We start from the raw sequence: 25,531 nt of genomic DNA, 5'->3' as shown, positions 1-25,531 counted from the left end.
GTTGCCCGTCAGGCGTCGAGGGTCTTTGCCGCCGCGGTCGCGACCGCCTTGGCCACGGCCGCCAGCGCGGGGGAGTCCAGCTTCCACTGCTGCCAGTACAGGGGCGCGTCCATGGGGCGGTCGGGCGCGAGATGGACCAAGGTGCCCGCGTCCAGCAGGGGCGCGGCCTGTACCTCGGGGACCATGCCCCAGCCCAGGCCGAGGGCGACGGCCGCGACGAAGCCCTCCGAGGTGGGCACGTGGTGACGGGTCGGACTCGCACCGTTCCGGCCCCCGCGCAGGCTCCGTGCGAAGCGGTCCTGGTAGGAGTCGCGCCGGTCGAAGGCCACCGAGGGGGCCCGCGCGAGCGCTTCGTGCAGGGGGCCGTCACCGAGGTGCCGGTCGACGAACCCCGGGCTCGCCACGGCGTAGTACCGCATCCGTCCCAGCAGCCGCACCGAGCAGCCCGAGACGGCGTCCGGCGAGGCGGTCACCGCTGCCATCACCAGGCCCTCCCGCAGCAGCGTCGCCGTGTGCTCCTCGTCCTCGCGGTGCAGCTCGAAGGTGAGCCGGAGCCCGTCCGGGAGCCGGGTGAGGGCCGGGAGGAACCAGGTCGCCAGCGAGTCGGCGTTGACCGCGACCGACACGCGCGTGGCCTCCCCGGCGGCGCTCATCCCGAGCTCGGCCCGCGCGTCGCGCTCGAGGCGCGCCAGCTGCCGCGCGAACCGCACGACCACCTCGCCGGACTGGGTCGGCCGCACCGGCTTGGTGCGCACCAGCAGCACCCGGCCGGTGCGCTGTTCCAGCGCCTTGACCCGCTGGCTCACCGCCGACGGCGTCAGATGCAGGGCTGCGGCGGCGGCGTCGAAGGTGCCCTCGTCGACCACGGCCAGCAGGGTCCGGACCTGGTCGAGGGGAAGCTCTGACATCACGAGGGCTAATGATACGTAAGAATCTTTAGCTGTACTCCAGATGTGGCGTTCCCTAGCGTCGGGGCCATGACCGCATCGCTCACCGCCGCCGTCGCCGGATTCGGCACCGGCCTCTCGCTCATCGTCGCCATCGGCGCCCAGAACGCCTTCGTGCTGCGGCAGGGGGTCCGCCGCGACTCCGTCCTCGCCGTCGTCGGCATCTGCGCCCTGTCGGACGCGGCCCTCATCGCGTTGGGCGTCGGCGGCCTCGGTGCCCTGGTGGTGGCGTGGCCCGGGGCGCTGAGCGCGGTCGGCTGGATCGGCGGCGCCTTCCTGCTCTGCTACGGCGCCCTCGCCGCCCGTCGGGTGTTCCGACCGGCGGCGGGCGCGCTGCGGGCGGACGGCGAGGCGGCGGGCTCCCGCAGGCGGGCGGTCCTGACCTGCCTGGCGCTCACCTGGCTCAACCCGCACGTCTACCTCGACACCGTCTTCCTGCTGGGCTCCGTCGCCGCCGACCGGGGAGACCTGCGCTGGACCTTCGGGCTGGGCGCCGCGTGCGCCAGCCTGTGCTGGTTCGCGGCCCTGGGCTTCGGAGCCCGGCTGCTCGGCCGGTTCCTGACCAGGCCCACCGCCTGGCGCGTCCTGGACGGACTGGTCGCCGTCACGATGATCGCCATGGGCGGCATGCTGATCGCGGACGCCTGAACGGCGGCTCCGCGGCGTCCGGAAGCCGGGATCACCGGCCCCGGCGGTGCTGGGGCGCGGCTGCCAGCAGGTGGCGTCCGGGTCGTCCCGGTGATGCCGGCCCTGGCCGCCGCGGTCCCCGTCACGGCGTCTGGTCCGCTACCGGGCGCGCCGATGCAGGGAGTACTGCTCCAGCAGCTTGCCCCGGGTCGTCTCCAGCCGGTGCGCCAGGATCTCGGCGACGCTGCGCACCAGGATCAGGCCGAGCTGGGGATCCTCCTCGCACAGGGCGAGCACCGCCGCCGCGTCGAACTCGTAGGCGCGTACGGGGCTGAAGGCCACCGCGCCGAAGTCCCACTGGTGCGGTGGGAACAGCCACGACCAGCCGAGCAGGTCCCCGGCGCCGAGTCCGGCCACGGTCACCCGCTGCAGGGATGTCACCTGCTGGTCCAGGGAGACCGCGCCGGAGCGGATGACCCAGAAGCGGTCGGCCGTACCCCCTGCCTCGAAGATCCGGGTGTCCTCGGGGAAGGAGACCTCCCGGGCCAGGGCCGTCAGGCGCTGCCGCTGGGGCGGGGGCAGCGCGGTGAGCAGTTTGATCGCTTTGGTCATGACGCGGGGCTCCTCGCCGACGACTCGGTTCCGGTGCTTTCCCTACGCCCATTTCAGCCGCTGCGGGCGGCCGGGGCACCTCGGCGGACGACTTGTGCCTCGCCGTCGGCGCGCGGGCATGAAAAAGCCCTGGCTGGACGGGGGAGGCCAGCCAGGGCCGTACAGAGGTGGCGCAAGGGGGACGCTAGGGTCGACCCCATGACCACGTATGGATGAACCGTAAACCATCCCGGCTGCTTTTGCGTATACGAAAGCCGGTCACGTGACCCGTTTCACTTCCGTCCTTCGAGTACCGGTGCCTGCGTGTGATCCACCGTCACGGGGCCCCCGGTTCCCCGGAGCCAGGCTGCCCAGGGGATGGTTCGGCCCCCTCGGGCTGCCTGCCCGGGGTGAGGATCTCGTCCAGCACCCTGAGCACCGCCTCGTAGGCGAGCGTCCGCACGGCCGCGTCGCGCGAGCCCGCCGGGTCGCTCGACCGCAGGGCCTCGCTCCGGGACTGCCAGGCGCGCTCCTCCTCCAGGGCGCAGGCCCGGGCGCGATGCATGCGGCGCAACAGTTCATCTGAATCCACGACATCTGCCATGGCCCTCGGGTACCCAGCAAGTGACGTCGGACGACCCCGCGCACAAGGTTTGACAGGCTCCGGAAAGGTCAGCCGGAAGGGGAGACCCTTTCAGCGCTCGCGCAGTGTGGCACCCGCTGCCGCCGGGTGGGATCGCCGTGCCGTCCGCGAGCGCCTGGCCCACCCCCCACTCATCAGGGAGCCCAGGGATGTGCGAAATGCGCAGGACCGAATCAACCGATCGGTGCCGACGGCCGACCCACCCGGCCGAGGCGCGCCGAGCAGTCGAACGTGCCGTGGCCGAGCGATGCCGCGCCACCCACACCACCTGCGACCGTGAGGCACTGGCGGACGCCCTGCTGGTCGCCTCCGAACTCACCTCCAACGCGATCCTGCACGGCGGCGGGGTCACCGACTTCCACGTCGACATCGTCGAGCCCGGTGTCCGGGTCTCCGTGAGCGACCGCAGCGACGCCTTCCCCGAGGCCCTGGGCCCGGTCGACGTGCGCGGACGGCGCCGCGTCGGCGGCCTCGGCTGGCCCCTCGTGTGCCGGCTGGCCCGCGATGTCCGGGTCACGGATCTGCCCTGCGGAGGCAAGTGCATCACCGCTGTCGTGCCCCTGTCCTGAGAGTCGTCCCGTCTTTCGCGCCAAAGCGGAGTTTGGACCCCCGGGGTGAGGGCAGACGCAGTTTCGTGCTTCGGACCGGAGGCGCGTCAGCGGGAGCGATACGGCTGCCCCAGGAATCCCTTCGGGTGTTCAGCCGACCCTCTGCTCCCGTGGTAATTCCCTGAAACCACCGTTCAGGAGCGATTCCGCATGCGCATCGACATGTCGACAAGCCGTCCCGGCACGCCCGTCACGACCACCTCCGCCACCAAGCGACGCCACGACGACGCTCCCGACACCGCGGCCCTGTTCGCCCGGCTGGCCACTCTGGAGGAGGGTCCCGAGCGGGACGCCGTACGAGACGAGCTGGTCACCGCCTGGCTCCCCATGGCCCACCGGATCGCCGGCCGCTTTCGCGAGCGCGGCGAGTCCATCGAGGACCTGCGCCAGGTCGCGGCCCTCGGCCTGGTGAAGGCCGTCGACCGCTTCGACCCGGAGCGCGGCGCCTTCGAGAGCTACGCCGTGCCCACCATCACCGGCGAGGTCAAGCGGCACTTCCGCGACCGCATGTGGGCGCTGCGGGTGCCCCGCCGGGTGCAGGAACTCCGCAACAAGGTCCGGGTGGCCCGCCGGGAGCTCACCCAGACCCCGGGCAGCGCCGAGCCCACCGCCGCGGAGCTCGCCGCCCACACCGGCCTGACCGAGGAAGAGGTCGCCGCCGGCCTGGAGGCGCTGGAGAGCTTCAGCGCGCTGTCGCTGGACGCCGAGCTCTCCTCCGACGACGACGGATACAGCCTCGCCGACACCCTCGGCAGCTCCGACTCCTCGTTCGACACCGTGGTGGACCGGGAATCCGCCAAGGCGGGGCTGAGCCGACTGCCCGAACGTGAGCGCGCCATTCTCTACATGCGCTTCTTCGAGGACATGACACAGAGCCGGATCGCCGACCAGCTGGGCATCTCCCAGATGCACGTCTCGCGGCTGATCAGCCGCAGCTGCGCCCGCGTGCGCGCCGAAGTGATGGGCGAGCGCACGAGCCTGTGACCGCCCGGCCCGGATCGGGGCAGGCGCGTGTCCGGCGGAAGCAAATGAAGGAGCCACATGGCAGAGCCAGGACAGCCGGCCGCGGACGACGGAGCGGACCATGACGAGCTGCGGCGGCTGCGGGCCGAGGTCCGCGAGCTGCGCGTCCGTTCCCGCGCCCACGTCCTGATCGCCGAGGCCCAAGGCCTGCTGCGCGAGCGGTACACGCTGTCCGACGCCGACAGCGCGTTCACCCTCATGCGGAAGGCCTCCCAGCGGTACAACGTCAAGATGCGCAGCCTGGCGGAGATACTCCTGTCGGCGCCGCGCCCCGACGCCCCCGACGAGCTGTGGTTCCCGGGGCGGGCCCGGTCCGCCGAGCCCGCCCTGAGCTTCCCGGCCGCGCGACGCGTGGGGCCCGGCAACCGCGGCGGCGTCCTGAAGGCCGTACTGAGCCAGACGCTCGCCGTGGTCGGCGCCGACATGGGCAACGTCCAGCTCGTCGACCGGGTCAAGGGAGGCCTGCGCATCGAGGCGCACACCGGACACACCGAGCACTTCGTCGACTTCTTCGGCCATGTCGGCGAGGAGGGCACGTCCTGTGCGAAGGCGGCGCGTGACGTCGCCCAGGTCACCGTGCGCGATGTGGAGACCGACCCGGTCTTCACCGAGTCGGCGCGGGAGACGATCCTCGCCGAGGGCAGCCGGGCCTGTCACAGCGTGCCGCTGACCACCTCCTCCGGCCTGTGCGTGGGCATGGTCTCGGCCCATGTCGACCACACGCTCACCGGCCTGACCGACACGCAGCTGAAGGTGCTGGAGGTGGTGGGCAACCAGACCGGCCGGTGGCTCGCCTGGCACGAGCGCACGATCGTCCTGGACGCCCTGGAGTACCTGCACGCCCTGGGTGCCGGAAGGCCCCAGCAGTAGGTTCTGTCCTCACATTCCCGCCTGCCGGTGCAGGGGTGTGTCACGCCCTGACCGGGGCATTCGGAGTGCGGGAGGTCGAGAGATGAACGGGAGTCTTACGGCGGGGAGCGGACAGTCGGCGATCGGCAGATCGGCGCGCGGCTCCGCCACGGAAGGTGCCGCCCGGGCGGGGCTCGCGGCGCGTGGGGTCATCTACCTGATGGTCGGTGCGCTGGCGCTGCAGATCGCCTTCGGTAACGGAAAGCGCCAGGCGGACCGTGGCGGTGCCCTCGAAGAGCTGGCGGACAAGCCCTTCGGCTCCGCGATGCTGTGGGCCCTGGGCATCGGGCTGGTCTGCATGGCCCTGTGGCGTCTGTCGGAGATCGTGTTCGGCTCGGTCGGACCGAAGGGCCGTTCGGCGAAGAAGCGCCTGCTGGCTGGCGCCCGGTTCGTGTTCTACGCGTTCGTCGCCTACTCCGTGCTGTCGTTCGCGGCGGGCACCGGTTCCAGCAACGGCAGCGGCGGCTCCAGCGACAAGCAGTCCAAGGACGTCACCGCCAAGGTGCTGGACCTGCCCGGCGGCCAGTGGATCGTGGGCCTGGCGGGCGTCGGGATCGCCATCGCGGGCCTGTGGATCGGCGCCCGGGCCGTCATGCGGCACTACCGCGACAAGCTCAAGCTCAGCGAGATGTCGCAGCGCATGCGGCGGATGGTGGATGTGACCGGGGTGGGCGGCGGCGCGGCTCGCGGGCTGGTGTTCGCCGCGGCCGGAGCCTTCGCCGTACGGGCCGCGGTCGACTACAAGCCCGACAAGGCCAAGGGCCTGGACGACACCCTCCGCTCCTTCGCCGACACCCCGCTCGGCCCCTGGCTGCTGGCCCTGGTGGCCGCCGGCCTGGTGCTGTTCGGCCTGTTCTCCTTCGCCATGGCACGCTGGCGCCGGGTGTGAGGACAGGGCCCCGCGCCTCAGGACGCGGGCCCTGCGCGTCAGGAATCCGGCCCGCGCCTCAGGACGCGGGCCTCACGCTTCGGGACCCGTGCCCCACACCTCGGGGACTCCGGCCCGTGCCCCGCACGTCGGGACGCGGGCCTCACGCGTCGGGACATGTGCCCCGCACCTCGGGACTTCGGCCCGCGCCCCGCACCTCGGGTCGCGGGCCTCACGCGTCGGGACATGTGCCCCGCACCTCGGGACTCCGGCCCGCGCCCCGCACCTTCAGGACCCCGGTCCGCACCTCGGGACGTGGGCCTCACGCCTCAGCCCTTCGGGCTGCGCACCGGTACCTCCAGCGGGCGGGCCAGTCCCAGTACCCCTTCGTCCAGCCGTTGCAGATGTCGTAGGACCCGGTCAGTGACGCGGCCGTAGCGCGGTACGCCAGGGGCGCCGGCATCCAGGAGCGAGGCCATGCTCGGTCCCGTCTCCAGCACCTCCGTGGAACGGTCGTCGGCGACATACGCGGCGACCGCCCGGATGTTGTGCAGGATGCGCCGCCCCGCCCCGCGCAACCGGGGGTCCGCCGCGATCGAGGGATGCGTGGGCAGCAGTTCGGCCGTCGCCGCCAGCGAGCGCGCGTGGTAGGCGCAGGTCTCCAGCAGGGCGACGACGTAGCGCGCGGTGTCCCGCCGGGCCCGCAGCGGGGTGACGGGGTGGATGAGCGGCTGGGTGGCCGCCCGTAGGTCGGCCAGCGCCTGGTCCAGATCGCGGGCCAGGTCCAGCAACTCGGCCGGCGGTCCGCCGCTGAGCTGGTCCACGGCCGTCTCCGTGACATCCGCGAGCCGGTCCAGCACCTCCACCAGGAGGTCGTTCGTACGGTGGTCCGTGCGCACCGGCAGTACCAGCGCCGCCGCGAGCACCCCGCAGGCCGCCCCGAGCGCCGTCTCCTCCACCCGCAGCACCAGCACCGACAGGCTGTAGGTGTGCAGCAGGGTGTACAGCACCCCCAGCGCGGCGGTGACGAAGAACGACATCAGCGTGTACGACAGCGGCGCCGTGTAGAACATCAGGAACACACAGACCAGGACCACCGCGAACGCCGTCCAGGTGTGCTGCCCGACCAGCCCCGCCAGCGCGATACCGGCCACCACCCCCAGCAGGGTGCCCAGCAGCCGCCGGTAGCCCTTGACCAGGATCTCGCCCGTGGACGCGGTGTTGATGAACACGATCCAGCAGGTAAGCACCGCCCAGTACCAACGCTGGCTGGACAGCAGCTCACCGCCGACGATGGCCAGCGCCGACCCCACCGCGACCTGGACGGCCGCCCGGGTGGTGGGCCGCCCAAGGCCCGTGGGCTCGTCCTCGGCGGGTTCCTCGGCGGCGTCGATCGCCGCGTCCTCGGCGTCGAGCTCCTCGCGGGAACGGGTGGTGGCGGGGCTGTCGTCCGACTCGTCCTGCGGCCCGTCGAGCGCGACCCGCAGCCCCAGCACCGCGCGAGCCGCCTCCCCGACGGCCCGGAACACGTCCTGGACGGCCGGTGGCGCCGTCGGCAGGTTCTCCTCGTCCCGGTAGCCCAGCAGCCGGTTGCGGACATGCGACAGTCCCGTACCGGACCGTGCCGCGACGGGCCGATCCACGAGCAGCCGCAGCGCCTCCAGATCGCGCCGCAACATCCCGGTCGCCGCGTCCGCCGTGGCCGGCGGTCCGCCCGGCGGGACCGGCGCACCCGGCAGATGCAGGGTCAGCGTGTCCGCCCGCTCGGCACTGCGCGCGGTCAGCAGCGCGAGCCCCAGCCGCTCGGCGGCCACCTCCGCGTCCGCGATGCGCCGCTGCACCAGCCGCGCCGCCCCCTCGTCGGCCGTGCCCGCCTCCAGCCGGCCCTGGATCATCAGGGCCGTCTCGTGCAGCCGTGCCGTGCCGTCACGCACCTGCTCCAGCGCCTTCTCCACCTGGGCGGAGCCCCGCGCGTCGAGCAACTCCAGCTGCGCGGACACCAGTTGCGCCAGCCGGGCGCGGAAGGCCTCCCGCAGCCGCCCCAGCATCCCCGTCGGCGTCTCGGGCACGAGGGCGAAACGCGCGACGGCACTGGCGAGGAAGGCGACGGCCAGAGCGCCGTACAGCTCCGGCAGGGCGCCGGCGGTGGCCCCGACGAACAGGGAGACGAAGTAGACCTGGAACCCGATCAGCCCCAGTGCGGTGCCCCGGTCGCCGTAGCGCCGGCCGTAGACGGCGCAGAAGATCAGCGCGACGAAGAACAGGTCACCGGCGACCACATGGGAGCGCAGCAGCGCCCCGAGGGTGAGGGCGGCGAGCGCCACCGGCAGGCCCAGCGCGAGCGTGACGGCCTGCGCGGCACGCTCCTTCTCGCGGATGGCGAAGGTGGCGACCATCGCCGCGATCGCCCCCGCCACCAGATGCGGCACCGTGGCGCCGAGCAGGCCCAGTACGGCCAGGGTGAGCGCGATGGCGGCCACGGTCCGCAGCCCGGCCGCCAGCCGCAGCAGTCCGGGGTCGGACGCCGCCACGAGATCCCGTGGCCGCACCCGACCCGAACGACGTACCTCATGCACTGCGCGCGACTACTCCTGGCGGTCCGTTCCCTCGACGTGGGCCCGCACCTTCTCCGGCGTCAGATACGCGTCCGTGAACTCGAAGTCCTTCAGCTTCGCGGCCTTGCGGGCCTGGAAGCCGGTGCGGACGAAATCGTCGCCGGCGAGCGCGTTGAGCGTCCAGTTGGTCGCGACGCGGACCTTGGCGACGTTGGTGCGCAGCGCCATCCAGTGGTAGCCGCGGGCCGCGATCTGGGCGGGCAGGCCGCGCAGTTCGATGCCGAGCGGCTTGGACACGGCGTCCTTGCCGCCGAGGTCGACCACGAGACCGAGGTCCTTGTGGACGTAGGGCGTCGTCGCCTGCCCGCGCAGGGTCGCGATGACGTTGTCGGCGACGTGCTTGCCCTGGCGCATCGCGTGCTGCGCGGTGGGCGGGCAGACCGCGCCGTCCTCGTCCTTGGCCTCGTCGGGGACCGCGGCGGCGTCGCCGAGCGCGAACACGCCGTCGTGGCCCGGCAGTTTCATGTCGGAGGTGACCGCGAGCCGCCCCCGGATCGTCTCGGCGCCCAGCGTCGCGATGAGCGGGCTGGCGACCACGCCGGCCGTCCAGATCAGGGTGCGGGTGGGGATCACCCGGCCGTCGGTGAAGGTGACCTCCTCGGGGCCCGCCTTCGCGATGGAGGTGCCGAGCGAGATGTCGATGCCGCGCCGGGTCAGGATCTGCTGGGCGCTGCTGCCGAGCTTGTCGCCGAGTTCCGGCATCAGCTTCGGCGCGACGTCGATCAGGTGCCACTTGATGAGCCCCGGGTCGATGCGCGGGTAGCGCTTCACGGCGGCGTGGGTGAGCTTTTGCAGGCAGGCCGCGGTCTCGGTGCCCGCGTAGCCGCCGCCCACCACCACGAACTGCAGCCGCGCGGTGCGTTCGGCCTCGTCCTGGCTGGCGTCGGCGAGATCGAGCTGCGAGATGACGTGGTCACGCACATAGGCGGCCTCGGCGAGCGTCTTCATGCCGAACGCGTGGTCCGTCAGGCCGGGGATGTCGAAGGTGCGGGTCACACTGCCGGGCGCCAGCACGATGTAGTCGTAGGGCACGTCGACGATCTGGTCGGTGATGGTCCGCACCACGCAGACCTTGGACTTCAGGTCCACACCGATGGCGCCGCCCGGCACGATCCGCGTGCGGTACTTCTTGCTGCGGCGCAGCGAGACGGCGATCGACTGGGGTGTCAGCACACCGGAGGCGACCTGGGGGAGCAGCGGGAGATAGAGCTGGTAGGCGAACGGCGTCACCAGCGTGACGTCGGCTTCGTCCGGCGCGAGTTTGCGTTCCAGTCGGCGGACGCACTCCACGCCGGCGAAACCTGCGCCGACCACCAGGATCCTGGGTCGTGTCACGGTCGTTCTTCCCTTCTGCGGCTCCGGCGGTCCGAGTCGGACGCCGTACGCCTGCCCCTGGATCGCGCTCGTGCAACATCGATCCCACCGTGCTTCCGGCCGTTCCGCCAGCCGGGTGCGGCAGGCAGACGTACGCGTCGTGCACCACCATGCCCGCCGGGGCGGGCCCGACGCACCGGATCAATGTGAAAGTCATGTGATTCACGAGGGGGCTGCTCACCAGGGCAGGAACACATGCACGTCCTTGCCGGAGCCGTCGGTCAGCACGCTCACCTGATCGCACAGGGCGTGGATCAGATGCCAGCCGACACCCCCGCCCCCCTTGCTCGGGTGGAAGGGGCGCGGCGCGGGCGGGGTGGGATTGGTGTCGTGCAGGGTCACGTGCACGCCGTCGAAGGTGCGCCGCAGGGACAGCTCGAAGGGTCCCGGGGCGTACTGGACGGCGTTGGCGGCCAGTTCGGTGACGACGAGCAGGATGTCGTCCCAGTGCTCGGGTGTCGAGGGCTCCGCGGCCTGCGCGAGCCCGTAGAGAAACTCGTCCGCGGCGACCCGCGCGCCGGTGACGCTCCGCGGCTCGCCCGCGAAGCTCGTGGTGAGGCTGGGGATCTCCACAGAAGCCAATGCTCGTTCCTACGGTGCTCGCATGCCCAGTCCGGTGTCCGGCGCTCCTCGGCGGCGCCACTGCTGCGAGTTCCCGGGGGCGCTGAGGTCAATCGGACTCCCGGGACCCGCGTCACCGGAACACGTTGTCCGCGTCGTCCCAGCCGCTCACCTCGTCGGACAGCTGTTGCCGCGGGGTGCGCGAGCGCGCCTGGTACATCGCGTCGATCTCGAAGGCGTAGTGCCGCACGATCTCGTCCCTGCGCAGCTTCATCGAGGGGGTGAGCAGTCCGCTGGCCAGGTCGAACGGCTCCGGCAGCACCCGGAAGACCCGGACGGACTCCGATCGGGACACCGCGCTGTTCGCGGCGGCCACGGCCCGCCCGATCTCCTCGCGCAGCGCGTTCTCCTCACGCGCCTGCCGACTCGGCGCGTCCCCCGGCAGCGCGAGCCCGCCCCGCCAGTGGGCCAGGAAGTCCGGGTCCAGGGTGATCAGGGCGCCCACACAGGGCCGGTCGTCGCCCACCAGGACCGCCTGGTGGATGAGCGGATGCATGCGCAGCCGCTGCTCCAGGAAGGCCGGCGCCACGCTTTTGCCGCTGCCGGTGATGATGACGTCCTTCTTGCGGCCGGTGATCGACAGATAGCCCTCGGCGTCCAGGCGCCCCAGATCCCCGGTGGCCAGCCACCCGCCCCCGAGCGCGGCCCGGGTGGCAGCCTCGTCGTTGACGTACCCCTGGAACATCGAGGGGCCGCTGACCAGGATCTCCCCGTCCTCGGCCACCATGATCCGGGTGCCCGGCAGGGCCTGTCCGACGGTGCCGGACTTCTCCCGGCCCAGCGGCTGGCCGGTGACCGCGCCACTGGTCTCGGTCAGCCCGTAGCCGTCGTTCACATACAGGCCGATGCCCTCGTAGAACAGGGAGAGCTCACGGCTCAGCGGTGACCCGCCCGACGTGGCCCGCAGCACCCGCCCGCCCATCGCGGACCGGAGCCTGCGGTACACCGTGCGTTCGTACAGGGCGTGTTGCAGGCGCAGGTCGAGGCCGGGTCCCGGTCCCTGGCCGAGGCGGTGGCGTTCGACGGCCGCGGCGAAGTCCCGTGCCGTCTCCGCGGCCCGCTCGAACAGGGTGCCGCGGCCGGTCTGCTGAGCCGTGCGCAGAAAGGTCTTGTAGATCCGCTCGAAGAGCGAGGGCACGGCACAGAAGTACGTGGGCGCAAAGGAGCGCAGCGCCGCCGAGAGGGCCGCCTCGGTCAGTTCCGGTTCGTGCCCCATCAGCAGGCCGCCGCGGATGCACAGGCTCTGCACCAGCAGGCCGTAGACGTGGGAGAACGGCAGGAAGGCGAGGACGCTGCCCTGCCCGCCCGGCGGTACCACCGTGTGGCCCCAGCCCTCCAGCAGGGTGTCGCAGGCGCTCGCCAGGCCGCGGTGGCTCAGGGCGCAGCCCAGGGCGCGGCCCGTGGTGCCGGAGGTGTAGACGACGGCCGCGGTGGAGTCCGGCATGACGATGCGGCGCAGCGACTCGACCGTGGTGAAGGGGATGAACTCGCCCCGCGCGACGAGCTGTTCCAGCGCCCCGTCGTCCATCTGCCAGACATGGCGCAACCGGGGCAGCGACGCGCACACCGAGCCGACCGTCATGATGCTCTGCTCGTCCTCGACGATCACGCCGACGCAGTCGGAGTCCTTGAGGATCCAGGCGACCTGGTCGCGTGAGGACGTCGGGTAGATGGGCACGACCTCGGCGCCGACGGCCCACAGGGCGTGGCTGAGAACCGTCCACTCGTACCGGGTACGGGCCATGATCGCCACGCGGTTGCCCGGTGCGATCCCGGAGGCGATCAGGCCCTTGGCGAGGTCGACGACCTCGTCCCGCACCTCCACGGCCGTCACCTCCTGCCATCTGGTCGAGGAGGGGTCGGAGCGGCGCGCGAGCATCGGCAGGGTGGGGTTGCGGGCCGCCGTGTCGAAGACGCTGTCGGCGAGCCCGCCGGTCAGGGGTGAGACGGACGGGGGAGCGAGGGCGACGTCGCGCATGCGCTGCTCCTGGTGTGTACGGGGTGTGACTCCACCGATGAGCACGGTTATCGGCGGTGCCCGAATCTAGCCCAGGTCAGCGCGGTCGATGCAGGGATTCGACAAGTAGGCCCCACTTGGTGATCTGGGCGTGATCAAGGCACTCGGAAGGCGTGCGCGACGGCGACCACGGTCCGGACCGGCGCGCAGGCTCACCCCTTGGCGGAGGCTGTCCCGCGCCCCGTCACAGGTGCGGCGAGAGCGGGCCGCTCTCCTCCTGGGTCTGGCGCACGCACTCGGTGACGACGTCCCGCAGACTCCCGGTCCGCTCCATCAGCTCCCGCTGCACCCGCGCGCCGTTGCCGTGCCGCAGCAACGCGGCACAGCCCTCCCGCGCCCGGTCGAGGTCACCGGTTTCGGCCAGTGCGTCACCGACGTGTTCCAGGAGTGCCCGTACGACCGTCTCCGCGGGCAGTCGTCTCATGGTCGTCGGATGCAGCAGTTCCCCCGTCAGACCCGACCTCGCGGCCTGCCAGGCGCCCATCCGCAGCAGGCTGACGCTGTGGCCCGCCGGTTCCCGGCCCGCGCGCCAGTCGCGCGCCGAGGTCTCGACGAGTCCGCGGGCGAGCGTGGCGATCAGGGCGGCGGTGGAGGCGTGCAGACAGACGTCCGAGACCCGGATCTCGACCGTCGGGTAGCGCTGGGACAGCCGGGCGTCGAAGTAGACCATCGCCTCGTCGAGGATCACCCCGGTGGCGACCATGTCCGCCACCCGCCGGTGATAGCACTCGGCCGACCCGAAGACCTCGGTCGGACCGGCCGACGGCCACCGCTGCCACACCCGGCTGCGATAACTGCTGTATTGGGTGTCCCGGCCCTGCCAGAACGGGGAGTTGGCACTCAGTGCCGCCAGCACCGACAGCCAGGGCTGCATCCGGTCGATCACGGCGACGCCCTCGTCGTCGGACTCGACGGACACATGGACATGGCACCCCAGCACGAGGTCCTTGCTGGTGGCGCCGTACTGCTCGGCCATCCACTGGTAGCGCTCGCCCACGTTCACCGAGGGGCTGACCGGCAGCGGAGAGGTCGCGAGCGCGGCGACGGTGCAGCCGATCTCCCCGGCATGCCGGGCCGCCTCCTTGCGGCAGCGGACGATCTCCGCGGCGAGTTCCGCCATCTCCGACTGGGGATGGGTGGCGAACTCGAGCATCTGGTTGTGGAGCTCCTTCTCGAAGACGTCCCCGTCCGGGTCGTCCTTTGCGGCACGCGCCAGCACTGCGGCCGACATGGCCCGAGGCTCGCCGGTCTCCGGGTCGACCAGGAGGAGTTCCTCCTCTACTCCAACGGTGCGCACGTGATACTGCCCTTCTGCCGCGACGGGGGTGTCGTACGCCCCGACTGCCCAGCGGACGGCCGATCACACAGGAGTGAGCCATACCGTCGCGAGCGGAGGCAGCGTGACGCGTACGACACCGTCCTCCGGTGTGACCGGTTCGGCGCAGGTCACGCCGCTGCCGCCATAGCGGTGCGCGTCGGTGTTGAGGATCTCCCGCCAGGCGGGGATGTCGTCGGGGACGCCGAGGCGGTAGTCGTGGCGGACGACGGGGGAGAAGTTCGAGACGGCCAGCAGCGGTGTGCCCTCCGCGTCGAAACGCAGGAAGGCGAAGACGTTGTCGTCGGCGGCGTCGCCCACGATCCACCGGAAGCCGTCGGGGGTGGTGTCCCGCTGCCACAGTGCCGGGGTGTGCCGGTAGACGGTGTTGAGGTCGGCCACCAGGTCCCGCACGCCGCGGTGGTCGGGCTCGGCGTCGTAGGCCGGGTCCAGCAGCCACCAGTCCGGGCCGTGCGCCTCGGACCACTCGGCGCCCTGGGCGAACTCCTGGCCCATGAAGAGGAGTTGCTTGCCGGGGTGGGCCCACATGAAGCCGAGGTAGGCGCGGTGGGTGGCGCGCTGCTGCCACCAGTCGCCGGGCATCTTGGAGACCAACGACTGTTTGCCGTGGACGACTTCGTCGTGGGAGATGGGCAGGACGTAGTTCTCGCTGTACGCGTAGACCATCGAGAAGGTCATCTCGTGGTGGTGGTACTTGCGGTGGATCGGATCGTGCTGGACGTAGCCGAGCGAGTCGTGCATCCAGCCCATGTTCCACTTCAGCCCGAAGCCCAGACCACCGCTCTCCGTGGGCCGCGTCACCCCGTCCCACGCGGTGGACTCCTCGGCGATCGTCATGACCCCCGGCACCCGCCGGTAGACGGTGGCGTTCATCTCCTGGAGGAACGCCATCGCGTCCAGGTCCTCACGGCCGCCGAACACATTGGGTGTCCACTGTCCGGAGTCGCGCGAGTAGTCCAGGTAGAGCATCGAGGCGACCGCGTCCACGCGCAGCCCGTCGATGTGGAACTCCTCGCACCAGTAGACCGCGTTGGCGACGAGGAAGTTGCGCACCTCGACCCGCCCGTAGTCGAACTCGTACGTCCCCCAGTCCGGGTGCTCGGCCCGTCGCCAGTCTCCCGGCTCGTACAGGGGCTCGCCGTCGAAGCGGCCCAACGCCCAGTCGTCCTTGGGGAAGTGAGCGGGCACCCAGTCCATGATCACGCCGAGACCGGCCCGGTGCAGTGCGTCGACGAGGTACTTGAAGTCGTCCGGTGAGCCGAGCCGGGCCGTCGGCGCGTAGAAACCGGTCACCTGGTAGCCCCAGGAACCGCTGAAGGGATGGTGCGCCACCGGCATCAGCTCCACATGCGTGAAGCCCAACTCCTTGACATATGGCGGGAGTTCCTCGGCCAACTGGCGATACGTCAGCCCGGGGCGCCAGGAGGGCAGATGGACCTCGTACACGGAGAACGGCGCCTCGTGCACGGGGACGTCGCCCCGGTGCGCCATCCACTCCGCGTCGTCCCACTCGTGGTGCGACACGGTCACGATCGACGCGGTGTCGGGAGGGACCTCGGCGCGACGGGCCATCGGGTCGGCCTTCAGGAACCGGTCGCCGCGCCGGGAGGTGATCTCGAACTTGTACCGGGCACCCTCCCCGATGCCCGGCAGGAACAGCTCCCACACCCCGGACGCGCCCAGCGACCGCATCGGGAACGCCGTGCCGTCCCAGCACGTGAAGTCCCCGGCGACGCGTACCCCGCGCGCGTTCGGCGCCCAGACCGTGAAGCGCGTGCCGGTCACACCCTGGTGGGTCATCGGCTCGGCGCCGAGGGCCTTCCACAGCTGCTCGTGCCGGCCCTCACGGATGAGGTGCAGGTCCACCTCGCCGAGCGCGGGCAGGAAGGCGTACGGGTCGTGCACCTCGCGCTGGTCGTCCCCGTACGCCACGAGCAGGGTGTACGCGGGGATCGCGGTGAGGGGGAGGACGCCGGTGAACAGGCCCTCGCCCTCGGAGATGAGCCTGTGGGGCTCGGCGTCGACGACCACGCTCACCGAGCTCGCGAAGGGACGCAGGGCGCGGAAGGCGATGCCGCCGGGCACCGGGTGGGCGCCCAGGAGGGCGTGCGGATCGTGATGGGCGCCCGACAGCAGCCGGTCGCGATCGGCAGGGTCCAGGGCGGGGGCGGCTCGGCAGGGGGCCGGGCCGCCCGCCTCGGGGGGCGTGGTATCACGCAGGGCCACGGTCTCAGGCTCCTCTCACGGCAAGGCGTTCGATCGCCGCCATCGGTACGGGCATCCAGTCAGGGCGGTGCCGGGCCTCGTAGAGCACCTCGTACACGGCCCGGTCGGTCTCGTAGGCACGCAGCAGCCCGTGCTTCTTGCGCGGGTCCCACCCGGCGAGCGAGGCGTACCCCGCGCAGAAGGCCTCACGGCAGCGGCGCGCCCACTCCGGGCGCCAGGGGCGCCGCTGGCGGGCCGCGTAGTCGAAGGACCGCAGCATGCCGGCGATGTCCCGGACCGGGGAGTGGGTGCTGCGCCGTTCGGCGAGCGGGCGGGACGGTTCGCCCTCGAAGTCGATCACGAACCAGTCGCGGCCTGCCCGCAGCACCTGCCCGAGGTGCAGGTCGCCGTGGATGCGCTGGGCCGGCGGACCGGAGTCGCACGTGGTGAGCGCGGCGAAAGCGGCCCGCAGCCCGGGCACGAACGGCTGGAGGGCCGGTACGCAGTGCGCGGCGGAGGTCAGGCGCTCGCTCATCTCGGCCGCCGTCCGGTCGTTCTCCGCGGGGGCCCCGGTCGGGAAGGCGGCGGCCAGGGCGAGGTGCACCTCGGCGGTGGCCCGCCCCAGCGCGTGGGCCTGCGCCGTGAAGTCGTCCCCGGAGGCGAGGGCCTGGAGGGCCAGGGTCCAGCCGTCCGAGGCGTCGGGCAGGAAGGGCTGGAGCACCCCGAGGGTCGCCTCCTGCGGATGCGTGGTCCGGAACCAGGCGACCGGAGCGGGCACCCGGCGGCACCCCTGCCCGGCCAGCGCGCCCGGCACCTCCAGATCCGGGTTGACGCCGGGCTGCACCCGCCGGAAGACCTTGAGGATGTACGACTCCCCGTACACCAGCGAGGAGTTGGACTGCTCCGCCTCCAGGGCCCGCGGCGCGAGTCCCGCGGGCACCGACACGGCCGGGTCGGCCTCGAAACGCAGCGGTCCGGCCGCGCCGGGCTGCCGCAGCCGCTCCAGCAGCAGCTGTGCCGCCCGGGGATCTTGCAGGGCGTCGTAGACCACCAGCCCGGCCAGCGGCCCCTCCTCGGCCCGCCCGATCAGGGCCCGGCCGAGGCGCGGCGACAGATGCTTGCGGACGCCGAGGAGCAGCTGGTAGCAGTCGCCGGAGCTGCCGGCCGTGCCGCTGGGGGCGGGCAGGGCCGTGTGTCCGGCGTGGACCAGCAGGTGCAGACAGCCCGGGAACAGCTCCGTCATGGACAGCAGCGTGAGCTCCGTGACGGGCCGGTCCTTGCCCGCGAACCAGCGCTGCCGGGGCAGCCACTCGCGCAGCAGCCCGGCGAGCGAGGCCATGGGCCCGGTGACGGTCGTACCGTCCGGGCGTGGGAAGGCGGTCTTCGGCATGGTGACGACTCCTTTCACCGGCGCATCGCTCACGGTCGTCGGACGATGCGGGATGCGACTCGGGAGAGCCGGAACCAGTAGAAGCCGTGCCCTGCCAGCGTCAGCAGATACGGCAGTTCACCGATGGCGGGGAAGCGGACCCCGCCGATGAGTTCCACCGGGTGGCGTCCGTCGAAGGCGCGCAGATCGAGTTCGGTGGGCTGTGCGAAGCGGGAGAAGTTGTGCACGCACAGCACGAGGTCGTCCTCGTACTCGCGCAGGAAGGCGATCACGGCCGGGTTGGAGGACTGGAGCTCGGTGTAGGAGCCCAGGCCGAAGGCGGGATTCTGCTTGCGGATCTCGATCATGCGGCGGGTCCAGTGCAGCAGCGAGGAGGGGCTGCTCATGGACGCCTCGACGTTGGTGACCTGGTGGCCGTAGACCGGGTCCATGATGGTCGGCAGGTAGAGCCGCCCGGGGTCGGCCGTGGAGAAACCCGCGTTGCGGTCCGGTGTCCACTGCATCGGTGTGCGCACCGCGTCGCGGTCGCCGAGCCAGATGTTGTCGCCCATGCCGATCTCGTCGCCGTAGTAGAGGATCGGCGAGCCGGGCAGGGACAGCAGCAGCGCGGTGAACAGCTCGATGGTGTCCCGGTCGTTGTCGAGGAGCGGGGCGAGGCGGCGGCGGATGCCGATGTTGGCGCGCATCCGCGGGTCCTTGGCGTACTCCGCCCACATGTAGTCGCGTTCCTCGTCGGTGACCATCTCCAGGGTCAGCTCGTCGTGGTTGCGCAGGAAGATGCCCCACTGGCAACTGGACGGGATGGCCGGGGTCTTGGCGAGAATTTCGGAGACGGGGTAGCGCGATTCGCGGCGTACGGCCATGAAGATGCGGGGCATGACGGGGAAGTGGAACGCCATGTGGCACTCGTCGCCGCCGGAGGAGTAGTCGCCGAAGTAGTCCACGACGTCCTCGGGCCACTGGTTGGCCTCCGCCAGCAGCACCGTGTCCGGGTACATCAGGTCGATCTCGCGGCGCACCCGCTTGAGGAACTGGTGGGTGGCGGGCAGGTTCTCGCAGTTGGTGCCCTCCTCGGCGTAGAGGTAGGGGACCGCGTCGAGGCGGAAGCCGTCGATGCCCAGGTCCAGCCAGAAGCGCAGCGCCGCCAGGATCTCCTCCTGGACCGCGGGGTTCTCGTAGTTGAGGTCGGGCTGGTGGGAGAAGAACCGGTGGAAGAAGTACTGGCCGCGCACCGGATCGTGGGTCCAGTTGGAGACCTCGGTGTCGACGAAGATGATCCGCGCCTCGTCGTACTTCTTGTCGTCGTCGGCCCACATGTAGTAGTCGCCGTAGGGGCCGTCGGGGTCGCGCCTGGACTCCTGGAACCACGGGTGCTGGTCGCTGGTGTGGTTCATGACGAAGTCGATGATGACGCGCATGCCGCGCTGGTGGGCGGCGTCGACGAACTCCACGAAGTCGGCGAGGTCGCCGAACTCGGGCAGGACGGCGGTGTAGTCGGAGACGTCGTAGCCGCCGTCGCGCAGGGGTGACTTGAAGAAGGGCGGCAGCCACAGGCAGTCGACGCCGAGCCATTGCAGGTAGTCGAGTTTGGAGGTGAGGCCCTTCAGGTCGCCGACGCCGTCGCCGTTGCTGTCCTGGAAGGAGCGGACGAGCACCTCGTAGAACACGGCGCGCTTGAACCAGTCGGGATCCCGGTCCTTGGCGGGGGTGTCCTCGAAGGTGTCGTGGACGGGCTCGTTGACGGTCATGACGCTCTTGACCCTCCGGTCTCGGATGCCGATGGCTGGACGTGGAACACGTGCGCGGGCGCCCGACCGGGTTCGAGGCGCACATAGTTCCTGTCGCCCCAGCGGTAGCTGTCACCCGTCAGTTCGTCGTGCACGGACAGCGATGTGTTCCCGTCCAGGCCGAGTTGCGGCATGTCCAACGAGACCGTGGCCTCCTGGGTGTGATGAGGGTCGAGATTGACGACCACCAGAACCGTGTCCTCCCCGGTGCGCTTGCTGTAGGCGATCACCGAGTCGTTGTCGGTGGGGTGGAAGTGGATGTTCCTGAGCCGGCGCAGGGCCGGGTGCGCCCGGCGGATCGCGTTGAGCCGGGTGATCAGGGGAGCGATGGTGTCTTGTGCCGACTCCCAGTCGCGGGGCCTGAGTTGGTACTTCTCCGAGTCCAGGTACTCCTCGCTGCCGGCGCGCAGGGGGGTGTTCTCGCACAGTTCGTAGCCGCTGTAGATGCCCCAGGCCGGCGAGAGGGTGGCGGCCAGGACCGCGCGGACCTCGAAGGCCGGACGGCCGCCGTGCTGGAGGTAGGCGTGCAGGATGTCGGGGGTGTTGGCGAAGAAGTTGGGCCGCATGTAGGCGGCCGCCTCACCCGACAGCTCCGTCAGGTACTCGGTGAGTTCTTCCTTGGTGTTGCGCCAGGTGAAGTACGTGTAGGACTGCTGGAAGCCGATCTGGGCCAGGGTGTGCATCATCGCCGGCCGGGTGAACGCCTCGGCCAGGAAGATCACGTCCGGGTCGGCGGCGTTGATGTCCGCGATCACCCGCTGCCAGAACACGACCGGCTTGGTGTGCGGGTTGTCCACCCGGAAGATCCGCACCCCGTGCTCCATCCAGAACCGCAGCACCCGCACCGTCTCCGCGACCAGCCCGTCCAGGTCGGCGTCGAAGGCGATGGGGTAGATGTCCTGGTACTTCTTCGGCGGGTTCTCCGCGTACGCGATCGTCCCGTCCGGGCGGTGATGGAACCACTCCGGATGCTTGTGCACCCACGGATGGTCCGGCGAGCACTGCAACGCGAAGTCCAGCGCGATCTCCAGGTCGTGCCGGCGGGCCTGCTCCACGAACCAGTCGAAGTCCTCGATCGTGCCCAGATCCGGGTGCACCGCGTCATGACCGCCCTCGGGCGAACCGATCGCCCACGGCACCCCGGGATCCTCCGGACCCGCCGACAGCGTGTTGTTCGGCCCCTTGCGAAACGTCGTCCCGATCGGATGGACCGGCGGCAGATACACCACGTCGAAACCCATCGCCGCGATCGCCTCGAACCGCCGCGCCGCCGTCCGGAACGTACCGTGCGGCCGCTCCGGCGTGCCCTCCGAACGGGGGAAGAACTCGTACCACGCCCCCACCAACGCCCGCTCCCGCTCCACCAGAAGCGGCAGCACCTCCGAAACGGTCACCAGCTCCCGCAACGGATACCGGGCCAGCACCGCCTCCACCTCCGGCGACAACGCCCCCGCGAGCCGTGCGGAGACCACCAGCAGGTCGTCGCGCAGCGCGTCCGCGGCGGCCAGGACCAGCTCGCGCCCCGCGTCCTCGGGCACCCCGGCCGCCGCCCGGAGGTACAGGTCGGCGCCCTCCTCCAGCACGAGGCCGACGTCGATGCCGGCCGGGATCTTGATGCCGGCGTGGTGGCGCCAGGTGGCGATCGGGTGGCTCCAGGCCTCCACGTGGTACGTCCACCGGCCCACGGCGTCGGGGGTGACGTCGGCGCCCCAGCGGTCGGAGCCGGGGGCCAGTTCACGCATCGGGGTCCAGGGACCGGGGCGGCCTTCCGGGTCCGTGAGTACGACATTGGCGGCGACCGCGTCATGGCCCTCGCGGAACACGGTGGCCGTGACCTGGAACGTCTCCCCAGGGACCGCCTTGGCCGGGCTGCTGCCGCCGTCGACGAGCGGCCGGACGTCCCGTACCGGGATGCGGCCGATGGTGGTGTTCGCGCTCATGGGTCTCACCTCCGCCGTGCTCGAGGCCGGGCCCGTGGCCCGGCCGGGGATGGAAGCTGCGCCGGAAGGATCTACCTCCCCGCGGGGGTACGCACCGACGTCACCGGCGGGCTCCGTCGGACCTCGGTGGTCGCGCGGAACTGTTCGTCCTGCTCGCGCAGATAGGTGACGGGATTCGTCCGCAGATAGCGTTCGGCGGCGTCGGCGGCCTCGCGCGCGCAGCGTTTCCCCATGAGAACGCACAGGGTGTAGCCCGCGTCCTCGAAGGTGGCCCGTGCCCCGCGGTCGGCGGGGGAGGCGAGCATCACGCGTTCGCAGGCGCGGTAACGCCGAAGTTGCCGGGCGACTTCGGCCTTGGCCGGTAGCAGCATGGCGCCGTTCACCTTCCATGGAGAGTTTCACTCATGGTGCACGGGTCACGACGTAGCGTCTTGTTGGATCTTCAACCACCTCGTTGGCCTCACGGCTCGCTCGTGTTGCACGAATGGCGTAGCACTCCCACTCTTGAGGTGACTCAGGAGCGATCACTGCTCACGCTGCGCGTTCGTCCCGCCGGGGCGAGGGGCGGCAGAGCTTCGCCGGTGAGGAGCCAACGACGATGAACACCGCAGTGCCCCGCTACTACCACCTCGACGTGGACGTCACCCCGGAACGGGTCGATCAGGTCAGCCGCATCCTGGCGGCTCACCTGCGGTACTGGGACCTCGACAACCTGGTCGAACCCGTCTGCCGCGGCGCCGAGTTGCTGCTGAAGGCCATCGACGAGCACGCGACCGACAAGCTCACCTCGATCGAGATGTGGTGGAACGGCCAGCACCTCATCACGGCCGTCGGCGACGACGACCGTGACCTGCGCCCGGACCAGGACCTGCGTAGCTGCCTGGAGCACATCGCCGCGATGAGCGACGGCTGGGGCTGCTGCGCCACGGAGACCGGCAGCAAGGTCATCTGGTTCTCGCAGCGTGCCCGCGCCGGTGAGCGCGTCCCGCTGGTGCCGACCGCGCCCGTGCCGAGCGAGTGCGAGGTGCTGCAAGTGCCGCGCGAGGAACCGGTCGTCGGCGGCGTCCTGGAGGATGCCCGGTGACCGCGGAACGCCGACGCACGGCAGGGGTGCCCGTCTGGAGCGGGCACCCCTACCCGTTGGGCGCCTCCTACGACGGACAGGGCACCAACTTCGCGCTCTTCAGCGAGGTCGCCGAGTGCGTCGAACTCGTCCTCGTCGACGACGACGGCGGCCACCGCAGCGTCCCCCTCGCGGAGGTGGACGGCTTCGTATGGCACTGCTACCTGCCCGGGATCGGCCCCGGACAGCGTTACGGCTACCGGGTGCACGGGCCCTGGGACCCCGGGTTCGGCCATCGCTGCAACTCCGCGAAATTGCTGCTCGACCCGTACAGCAGGGCCGTGGACGGGCAGGTGGACCACGATCCCGCGCTCTACGACCCCGCCGCCGACAGCGCCGGACACACCATGCTCGGCGTGGTCACCGACCCGTTCTTCGACTGGGGCGACGACCGCCCACCCCGTCGGCCCTACGCGGACACCGTCATCTACGAGGCCCACGTCCGCGGGATGAGCCAGACCCACCCCGACGTCCCCGCCGAACTCCGCGGCACCTACGCCGGGTTGGCCCACCCGGCCGTCGTCGAGCACCTGACGTCCCTCGGGGTGACCGCGGTGGAGCTGATGCCGGTGCACCAGTTCGTGCACGACGGGGTGCTGCGCGGGCGCGGACTGTCCAACTACTGGGGCTACAACACGATCGGCTTCTTCGCCCCGCACAACGACTACGCCGCCCACGGCACCCGCGGTCAGCAGGTCACCGAGTTCAAGTCGATGGTGCGCACCCTGCACGCGGCCGGCCTCGAGGTGATCCTGGACGTCGTCTACAACCACACCGCCGAGGGCAACGAGAAGGGGCCCACCCTCTCCTTCCGGGGCATCGACAACGCGTCGTACTACCGGCTGGTGGACGGCGACTGGGAGCACTACTACGACACCACCGGCACCGGGAACAGCCTGCTGATGCGGCACCCCTACGTGCTCCAGCTCATCATGGACTCGCTGCGGTACTGGGTCACCGAGATGCATGTCGACGGCTTCCGCTTCGACCTCGCGGCGACCCTGGCCCGGCAGTTCCACGAGGTGGACCGGCTGTCGGCGTTCTTCGACCTGATCCAGCAGGACCCGGTGATCAGCCGCGTCAAGCTGATCGCCGAGCCGTGGGACGTCGGCGAGGGCGGCTACCAGGTGGGCAACTTCCCGCCGCTGTGGTCGGAGTGGAACGGCAAGTACCGGGACACCGTGCGGGACTTCTGGCGCGGCGGCGAGCACACCCTCGGCGACTTCGCCTCCCGGCTGACCGGCTCCTCCGACCTGTACCAGCACAGTCGGCGCCGGCCGCGGGCCAGCGTCAACTTCGTGACCGCGCACGACGGTTTCACCCTGCGCGACCTGGTCTCCTACAACGACAAGCACAACGAGGCCAACGGCGAGGGCAACAGCGACGGCGAGAGCGTCAACCAATCCTGGAACTGCGGGGTGGAGGGCGAGACCGACGACCCCGCCGTGCTCGAGCTGCGCGGCCGCCAGCAGCGCAACTTCCTGGCCACCCTGCTGCTGTCGCAGGGCATCCCGATGCTGTGCCACGGCGACGAACTCGGCCGCACCCAACGCGGCAACAACAACGCCTACTGCCAGGACAACGACGTCTCCTGGATCGACTGGCGGCTGACGGAGGACCAGCGCGACCTCGCCGACTTCACGCGGTACGTCGTGGGCCTGCGCGCCGCACACCCCGTGCTGCGGCGGCGGCGCTTCTTCCGCGGCGAGACCGTGACCCACGCCGGCCAGCCCCTGCCCGACCTCGTGTGGTTCGCGCCGGACGCGCGGGAGATGACCGACGAGGACTGGCTGCGCTCCGACGCGCACTCCGTCGCCGTCTTCCTCAACGGTGACGCCATCGCCGAACCGGACCCGTGCGGCCGGCCGGTGGTGGACGACTCCTTCCTGCTGCTGCTGAACAGCTACTGGGAGCCGGTCGACTTCCGGCTGCCGGACCCGGAGTACGGCGAACGCTGGACGACGCTGATCGACACCGCCGAGCCGAAGGGCGCCCCGGACGAGACGGAGCACAAGGCGCAGACGGTGGTGAGTGTCGAGCCGCGCAGCCTGGTCCTGCTGTCACGGCCCTCGAAGACGGCGTCCCCGCTCAGCGGGCGCGGCGCGCCGTCACGGTGAACCGGGCCCCGTCGGGATCGCGCAGCACGGCCTCGTCCTCGCCCTTGGACAGGACGCTCCCGCCGTGCCGCTCGGCGGCCAGGGCGCAGGCGCCGACGTCCGAGACGGCGAAGTGCACCTGCCAGTGCGGCCGAATGGTGGGATCGGGCGCCGCTCCCAGCGCCCCCGACTCGATCCGGGCCACGACGTCCCCCTGGCTGCGCAGGACGACCTCGCCGCCCTCGTAGCGGACCTCGCAGCAGCCGGGCCGGTTGGAGGCCCAGTCCAGGACCTCGCCGTAGAAGATGGCCGCGTCGAAGGCGTCGCGGGTGTGCAGGCGGATGAAGGTGGGGGCGGCGCGGCGCCAGCTGCCCCAGTTGGAGACGAGCTCGCCCTCCCAGATCCCGAAGGTCGCCCCGTCCCGGTCGGCCAGCAGTGCCGCCCGTCCGGGCGGGAAGGACAGCGGCCCGACGGCGGCGGTGCCGCCCCGCTCCTGTGCCCGCGCCACGGCCTCGTCGGCGCTGGGCACGGCGAAGTACGGCGTCCACGCGACCGCCATCTGCCACATCGTGGCGATCGCGGCGATCCCGGCGACCGGGGTCCCGTCCGCCACGGCCATCCGGAACCGGTCGCCGAGCTTGGCCGGGCGCCACTCCCAGCCCAGTACGGCGGTGTAGAACGCCTCGGCGGCCTCCTGGTCCCGGGTGGTCAGGCTCACCCAGCAGGGGGCACCGAACACGGAGTGGGTGGAGACGACGTCCGTCGTACCACCGGGTCGTCTGATGTCGTGGTTCATGGCAGTCGCGTCCTG

At 71.3% G+C, this 25,531-nt stretch carries 21 protein-coding genes; 7 read left to right on the top strand and 14 right to left on the bottom strand.

What is annotated here, in order from left to right:
- Positions 1–8 precede the first annotated feature (8 nt).
- Positions 9–908: a LysR family transcriptional regulator ArgP gene (locus ACZ56U_RS10660; RefSeq protein WP_469083656.1), complete on the bottom strand. Its 900-nt coding sequence runs from the start codon at positions 906–908 to the stop codon at positions 9–11.
- A gap of 69 nt (positions 909–977) precedes the next feature.
- On the opposite strand from ACZ56U_RS10660, the gene ACZ56U_RS10655 reads away from it, so the two are divergent.
- A complete protein-coding gene (locus ACZ56U_RS10655; RefSeq protein WP_469083655.1) occupies positions 978–1,595 on the top strand; it encodes a LysE/ArgO family amino acid transporter in 618 nt (205 codons plus the stop codon).
- Positions 1,596–1,733: 138 nt separating this feature from the next.
- On the opposite strand, the gene ACZ56U_RS10650 is transcribed toward ACZ56U_RS10655, so the two are convergent.
- Both ACZ56U_RS10650 and ACZ56U_RS10645 read right to left on the bottom strand, forming a co-directional pair.
- Complete coding sequence (locus ACZ56U_RS10650; protein WP_469083654.1) at positions 1,734–2,186, bottom strand: cyclic nucleotide-binding domain-containing protein; 453 nt, start codon at positions 2,184–2,186, stop codon at positions 1,734–1,736.
- 316 nt (positions 2,187–2,502) lie between these two features.
- Positions 2,503–2,769, bottom strand: a complete 267-nt coding sequence (locus tag ACZ56U_RS10645; RefSeq protein WP_469083653.1) for a hypothetical protein — start codon at positions 2,767–2,769, stop codon at positions 2,503–2,505.
- A 188-nt stretch (positions 2,770–2,957) separates the two neighbouring features.
- Here ACZ56U_RS10645 and ACZ56U_RS10640 point away from each other — a divergent pair, with 188 nt between their 5' ends.
- From ACZ56U_RS10640 to ACZ56U_RS10625, 4 genes are all read left to right on the top strand, one after another.
- The gene (locus ACZ56U_RS10640) at positions 2,958–3,377 is read left to right on the top strand and encodes an ATP-binding protein (protein WP_469083652.1); all 420 of its coding nucleotides are present in this window, start codon (positions 2,958–2,960) and stop codon (positions 3,375–3,377) included.
- A gap of 189 nt (positions 3,378–3,566) precedes the next feature.
- Positions 3,567–4,400 carry a SigB/SigF/SigG family RNA polymerase sigma factor gene (locus tag ACZ56U_RS10635; RefSeq protein WP_469083651.1) on the top strand — a complete coding sequence of 278 codons (834 nt, stop codon included), beginning with the start codon at positions 3,567–3,569 and terminating at the stop codon, positions 4,398–4,400.
- 57 nt (positions 4,401–4,457) lie between these two features.
- Positions 4,458–5,309: an ANTAR domain-containing protein gene (locus ACZ56U_RS10630; protein ID WP_469083650.1), complete on the top strand. Its 852-nt coding sequence runs from the start codon at positions 4,458–4,460 to the stop codon at positions 5,307–5,309.
- An 82-nt stretch (positions 5,310–5,391) separates the two neighbouring features.
- The gene (locus ACZ56U_RS10625; RefSeq protein WP_469083649.1) at positions 5,392–6,237 is read left to right on the top strand and encodes a DUF1206 domain-containing protein; all 846 of its coding nucleotides are present in this window, start codon (positions 5,392–5,394) and stop codon (positions 6,235–6,237) included.
- A gap of 308 nt (positions 6,238–6,545) precedes the next feature.
- Here the strand turns inward: ACZ56U_RS10625 and ACZ56U_RS10620 are convergent, their stop codons facing one another.
- The 10 genes from ACZ56U_RS10620 to ACZ56U_RS10575 all read right to left on the bottom strand — a co-directional run bounded on the left by ACZ56U_RS10620 (position 6,546) and on the right by ACZ56U_RS10575 (position 21,872).
- On the bottom strand, positions 6,546–8,747 hold the full coding sequence (locus ACZ56U_RS10620; protein ID WP_469083648.1) for an FUSC family protein: 2,202 nt from the start codon (positions 8,745–8,747) through the stop codon (positions 6,546–6,548).
- Positions 8,748–8,801: 54 nt separating this feature from the next.
- The gene (locus tag ACZ56U_RS10615) at positions 8,802–10,166 is read right to left on the bottom strand and encodes an NAD(P)/FAD-dependent oxidoreductase (RefSeq protein WP_469083647.1); all 1,365 of its coding nucleotides are present in this window, start codon (positions 10,164–10,166) and stop codon (positions 8,802–8,804) included.
- 216 nt (positions 10,167–10,382) lie between these two features.
- The gene (locus ACZ56U_RS10610; protein ID WP_469083646.1) at positions 10,383–10,787 is read right to left on the bottom strand and encodes an ATP-binding protein; all 405 of its coding nucleotides are present in this window, start codon (positions 10,785–10,787) and stop codon (positions 10,383–10,385) included.
- 112 nt (positions 10,788–10,899) lie between these two features.
- Positions 10,900–12,804, bottom strand: a complete 1,905-nt coding sequence (locus tag ACZ56U_RS10605) for an AMP-dependent synthetase/ligase (protein ID WP_469083645.1) — start codon at positions 12,802–12,804, stop codon at positions 10,900–10,902.
- Positions 12,805–13,027: 223 nt separating this feature from the next.
- A complete protein-coding gene (locus ACZ56U_RS10600; protein WP_469083644.1) occupies positions 13,028–14,140 on the bottom strand; it encodes a glutamate--cysteine ligase 2 in 1,113 nt (370 codons plus the stop codon).
- 63 nt (positions 14,141–14,203) lie between these two features.
- Positions 14,204–16,405 carry a 1,4-alpha-glucan branching enzyme gene (glgB, locus tag ACZ56U_RS10595; protein WP_469083643.1) on the bottom strand — a complete coding sequence of 734 codons (2,202 nt, stop codon included), beginning with the start codon at positions 16,403–16,405 and terminating at the stop codon, positions 14,204–14,206.
- A 4-nt stretch (positions 16,406–16,409) separates the two neighbouring features.
- The gene (locus ACZ56U_RS10590) at positions 16,410–17,774 is read right to left on the bottom strand and encodes a maltokinase N-terminal cap-like domain-containing protein (RefSeq protein ID WP_469083642.1); all 1,365 of its coding nucleotides are present in this window, start codon (positions 17,772–17,774) and stop codon (positions 16,410–16,412) included.
- Between the two features lie 29 nt (positions 17,775–17,803).
- Positions 17,804–19,522 carry a maltose alpha-D-glucosyltransferase gene (treS, locus tag ACZ56U_RS10585; protein WP_469083641.1) on the bottom strand — a complete coding sequence of 573 codons (1,719 nt, stop codon included), beginning with the start codon at positions 19,520–19,522 and terminating at the stop codon, positions 17,804–17,806.
- Positions 19,519–21,501 (bottom strand): alpha-1,4-glucan--maltose-1-phosphate maltosyltransferase, encoded by a 1,983-nt coding sequence (locus ACZ56U_RS10580; RefSeq protein WP_469083640.1) that lies wholly within the window; start codon positions 21,499–21,501, stop codon positions 19,519–19,521. Before ACZ56U_RS10580 ends, treS begins: the two co-directional genes overlap by 4 nt.
- A 71-nt stretch (positions 21,502–21,572) precedes the next feature.
- A complete protein-coding gene (locus ACZ56U_RS10575; protein ID WP_469083639.1) occupies positions 21,573–21,872 on the bottom strand; it encodes a DUF5133 domain-containing protein in 300 nt (99 codons plus the stop codon).
- Positions 21,873–22,099: 227 nt separating this feature from the next.
- Here ACZ56U_RS10575 and ACZ56U_RS10570 point away from each other — a divergent pair, with 227 nt between their 5' ends.
- Positions 22,100–22,585, top strand: coding sequence for a pep a2 (locus ACZ56U_RS10570; RefSeq protein ID WP_469083638.1), 486 nt, complete (start codon positions 22,100–22,102; stop codon positions 22,583–22,585).
- 26 nt (positions 22,586–22,611) lie between these two features.
- A complete protein-coding gene (gene glgX / locus ACZ56U_RS10565; RefSeq protein WP_469083872.1) occupies positions 22,612–24,741 on the top strand; it encodes a glycogen debranching protein GlgX in 2,130 nt (709 codons plus the stop codon).
- Here glgX and ACZ56U_RS10560 read toward each other — a convergent pair.
- Positions 24,713–25,516 (bottom strand): VOC family protein, encoded by an 804-nt coding sequence (locus tag ACZ56U_RS10560; RefSeq protein WP_469083637.1) that lies wholly within the window; start codon positions 25,514–25,516, stop codon positions 24,713–24,715. The genes glgX and ACZ56U_RS10560 overlap by 29 nt on opposite strands.
- Positions 25,517–25,531 lie beyond the last annotated feature (15 nt).

Source organism: Streptomyces sp. NPDC034103 (genome assembly GCF_055575395.1).
The sequence above is the reverse complement of the archived record's forward strand: the minus strand, read 5'-3'. Positions and strand labels throughout refer to the sequence as shown.

Bases quoted from the DNA above. Each gene is read 5' to 3' on its own strand.
- ACZ56U_RS10660 (WP_469083656.1), bottom strand. From the start codon at position 908: ATGTCAGAGCTTCCCCTCGACCAGGTCCGGACCCTGCTGGCCGTGGTC.
- ACZ56U_RS10655 (WP_469083655.1), top strand. From the start codon at position 978: ATGACCGCATCGCTCACCGCCGCCGTCGCCGGATTCGGCACCGGCCTC.
- ACZ56U_RS10650 (WP_469083654.1), bottom strand. From the start codon at position 2,186: ATGACCAAAGCGATCAAACTGCTCACCGCGCTGCCCCCGCCCCAGCGG.
- ACZ56U_RS10645 (WP_469083653.1), bottom strand. From the start codon at position 2,769: ATGGCAGATGTCGTGGATTCAGATGAACTGTTGCGCCGCATGCATCGC.
- ACZ56U_RS10640 (WP_469083652.1), top strand. From the start codon at position 2,958: ATGTGCGAAATGCGCAGGACCGAATCAACCGATCGGTGCCGACGGCCG.
- ACZ56U_RS10635 (WP_469083651.1), top strand. From the start codon at position 3,567: ATGCGCATCGACATGTCGACAAGCCGTCCCGGCACGCCCGTCACGACC.
- ACZ56U_RS10630 (WP_469083650.1), top strand. From the start codon at position 4,458: ATGGCAGAGCCAGGACAGCCGGCCGCGGACGACGGAGCGGACCATGAC.
- ACZ56U_RS10625 (WP_469083649.1), top strand. From the start codon at position 5,392: ATGAACGGGAGTCTTACGGCGGGGAGCGGACAGTCGGCGATCGGCAGA.
- ACZ56U_RS10605 (WP_469083645.1), bottom strand. From the start codon at position 12,804: ATGCGCGACGTCGCCCTCGCTCCCCCGTCCGTCTCACCCCTGACCGGC.
- ACZ56U_RS10590 (WP_469083642.1), bottom strand. From the start codon at position 17,774: ATGCCGAAGACCGCCTTCCCACGCCCGGACGGTACGACCGTCACCGGG.
- treS (WP_469083641.1), bottom strand. From the start codon at position 19,522: ATGACCGTCAACGAGCCCGTCCACGACACCTTCGAGGACACCCCCGCC.
- ACZ56U_RS10580 (WP_469083640.1), bottom strand. From the start codon at position 21,501: ATGAGCGCGAACACCACCATCGGCCGCATCCCGGTACGGGACGTCCGG.
- ACZ56U_RS10575 (WP_469083639.1), bottom strand. From the start codon at position 21,872: ATGCTGCTACCGGCCAAGGCCGAAGTCGCCCGGCAACTTCGGCGTTAC.
- ACZ56U_RS10570 (WP_469083638.1), top strand. From the start codon at position 22,100: ATGAACACCGCAGTGCCCCGCTACTACCACCTCGACGTGGACGTCACC.
- ACZ56U_RS10560 (WP_469083637.1), bottom strand. From the start codon at position 25,516: ATGAACCACGACATCAGACGACCCGGTGGTACGACGGACGTCGTCTCC.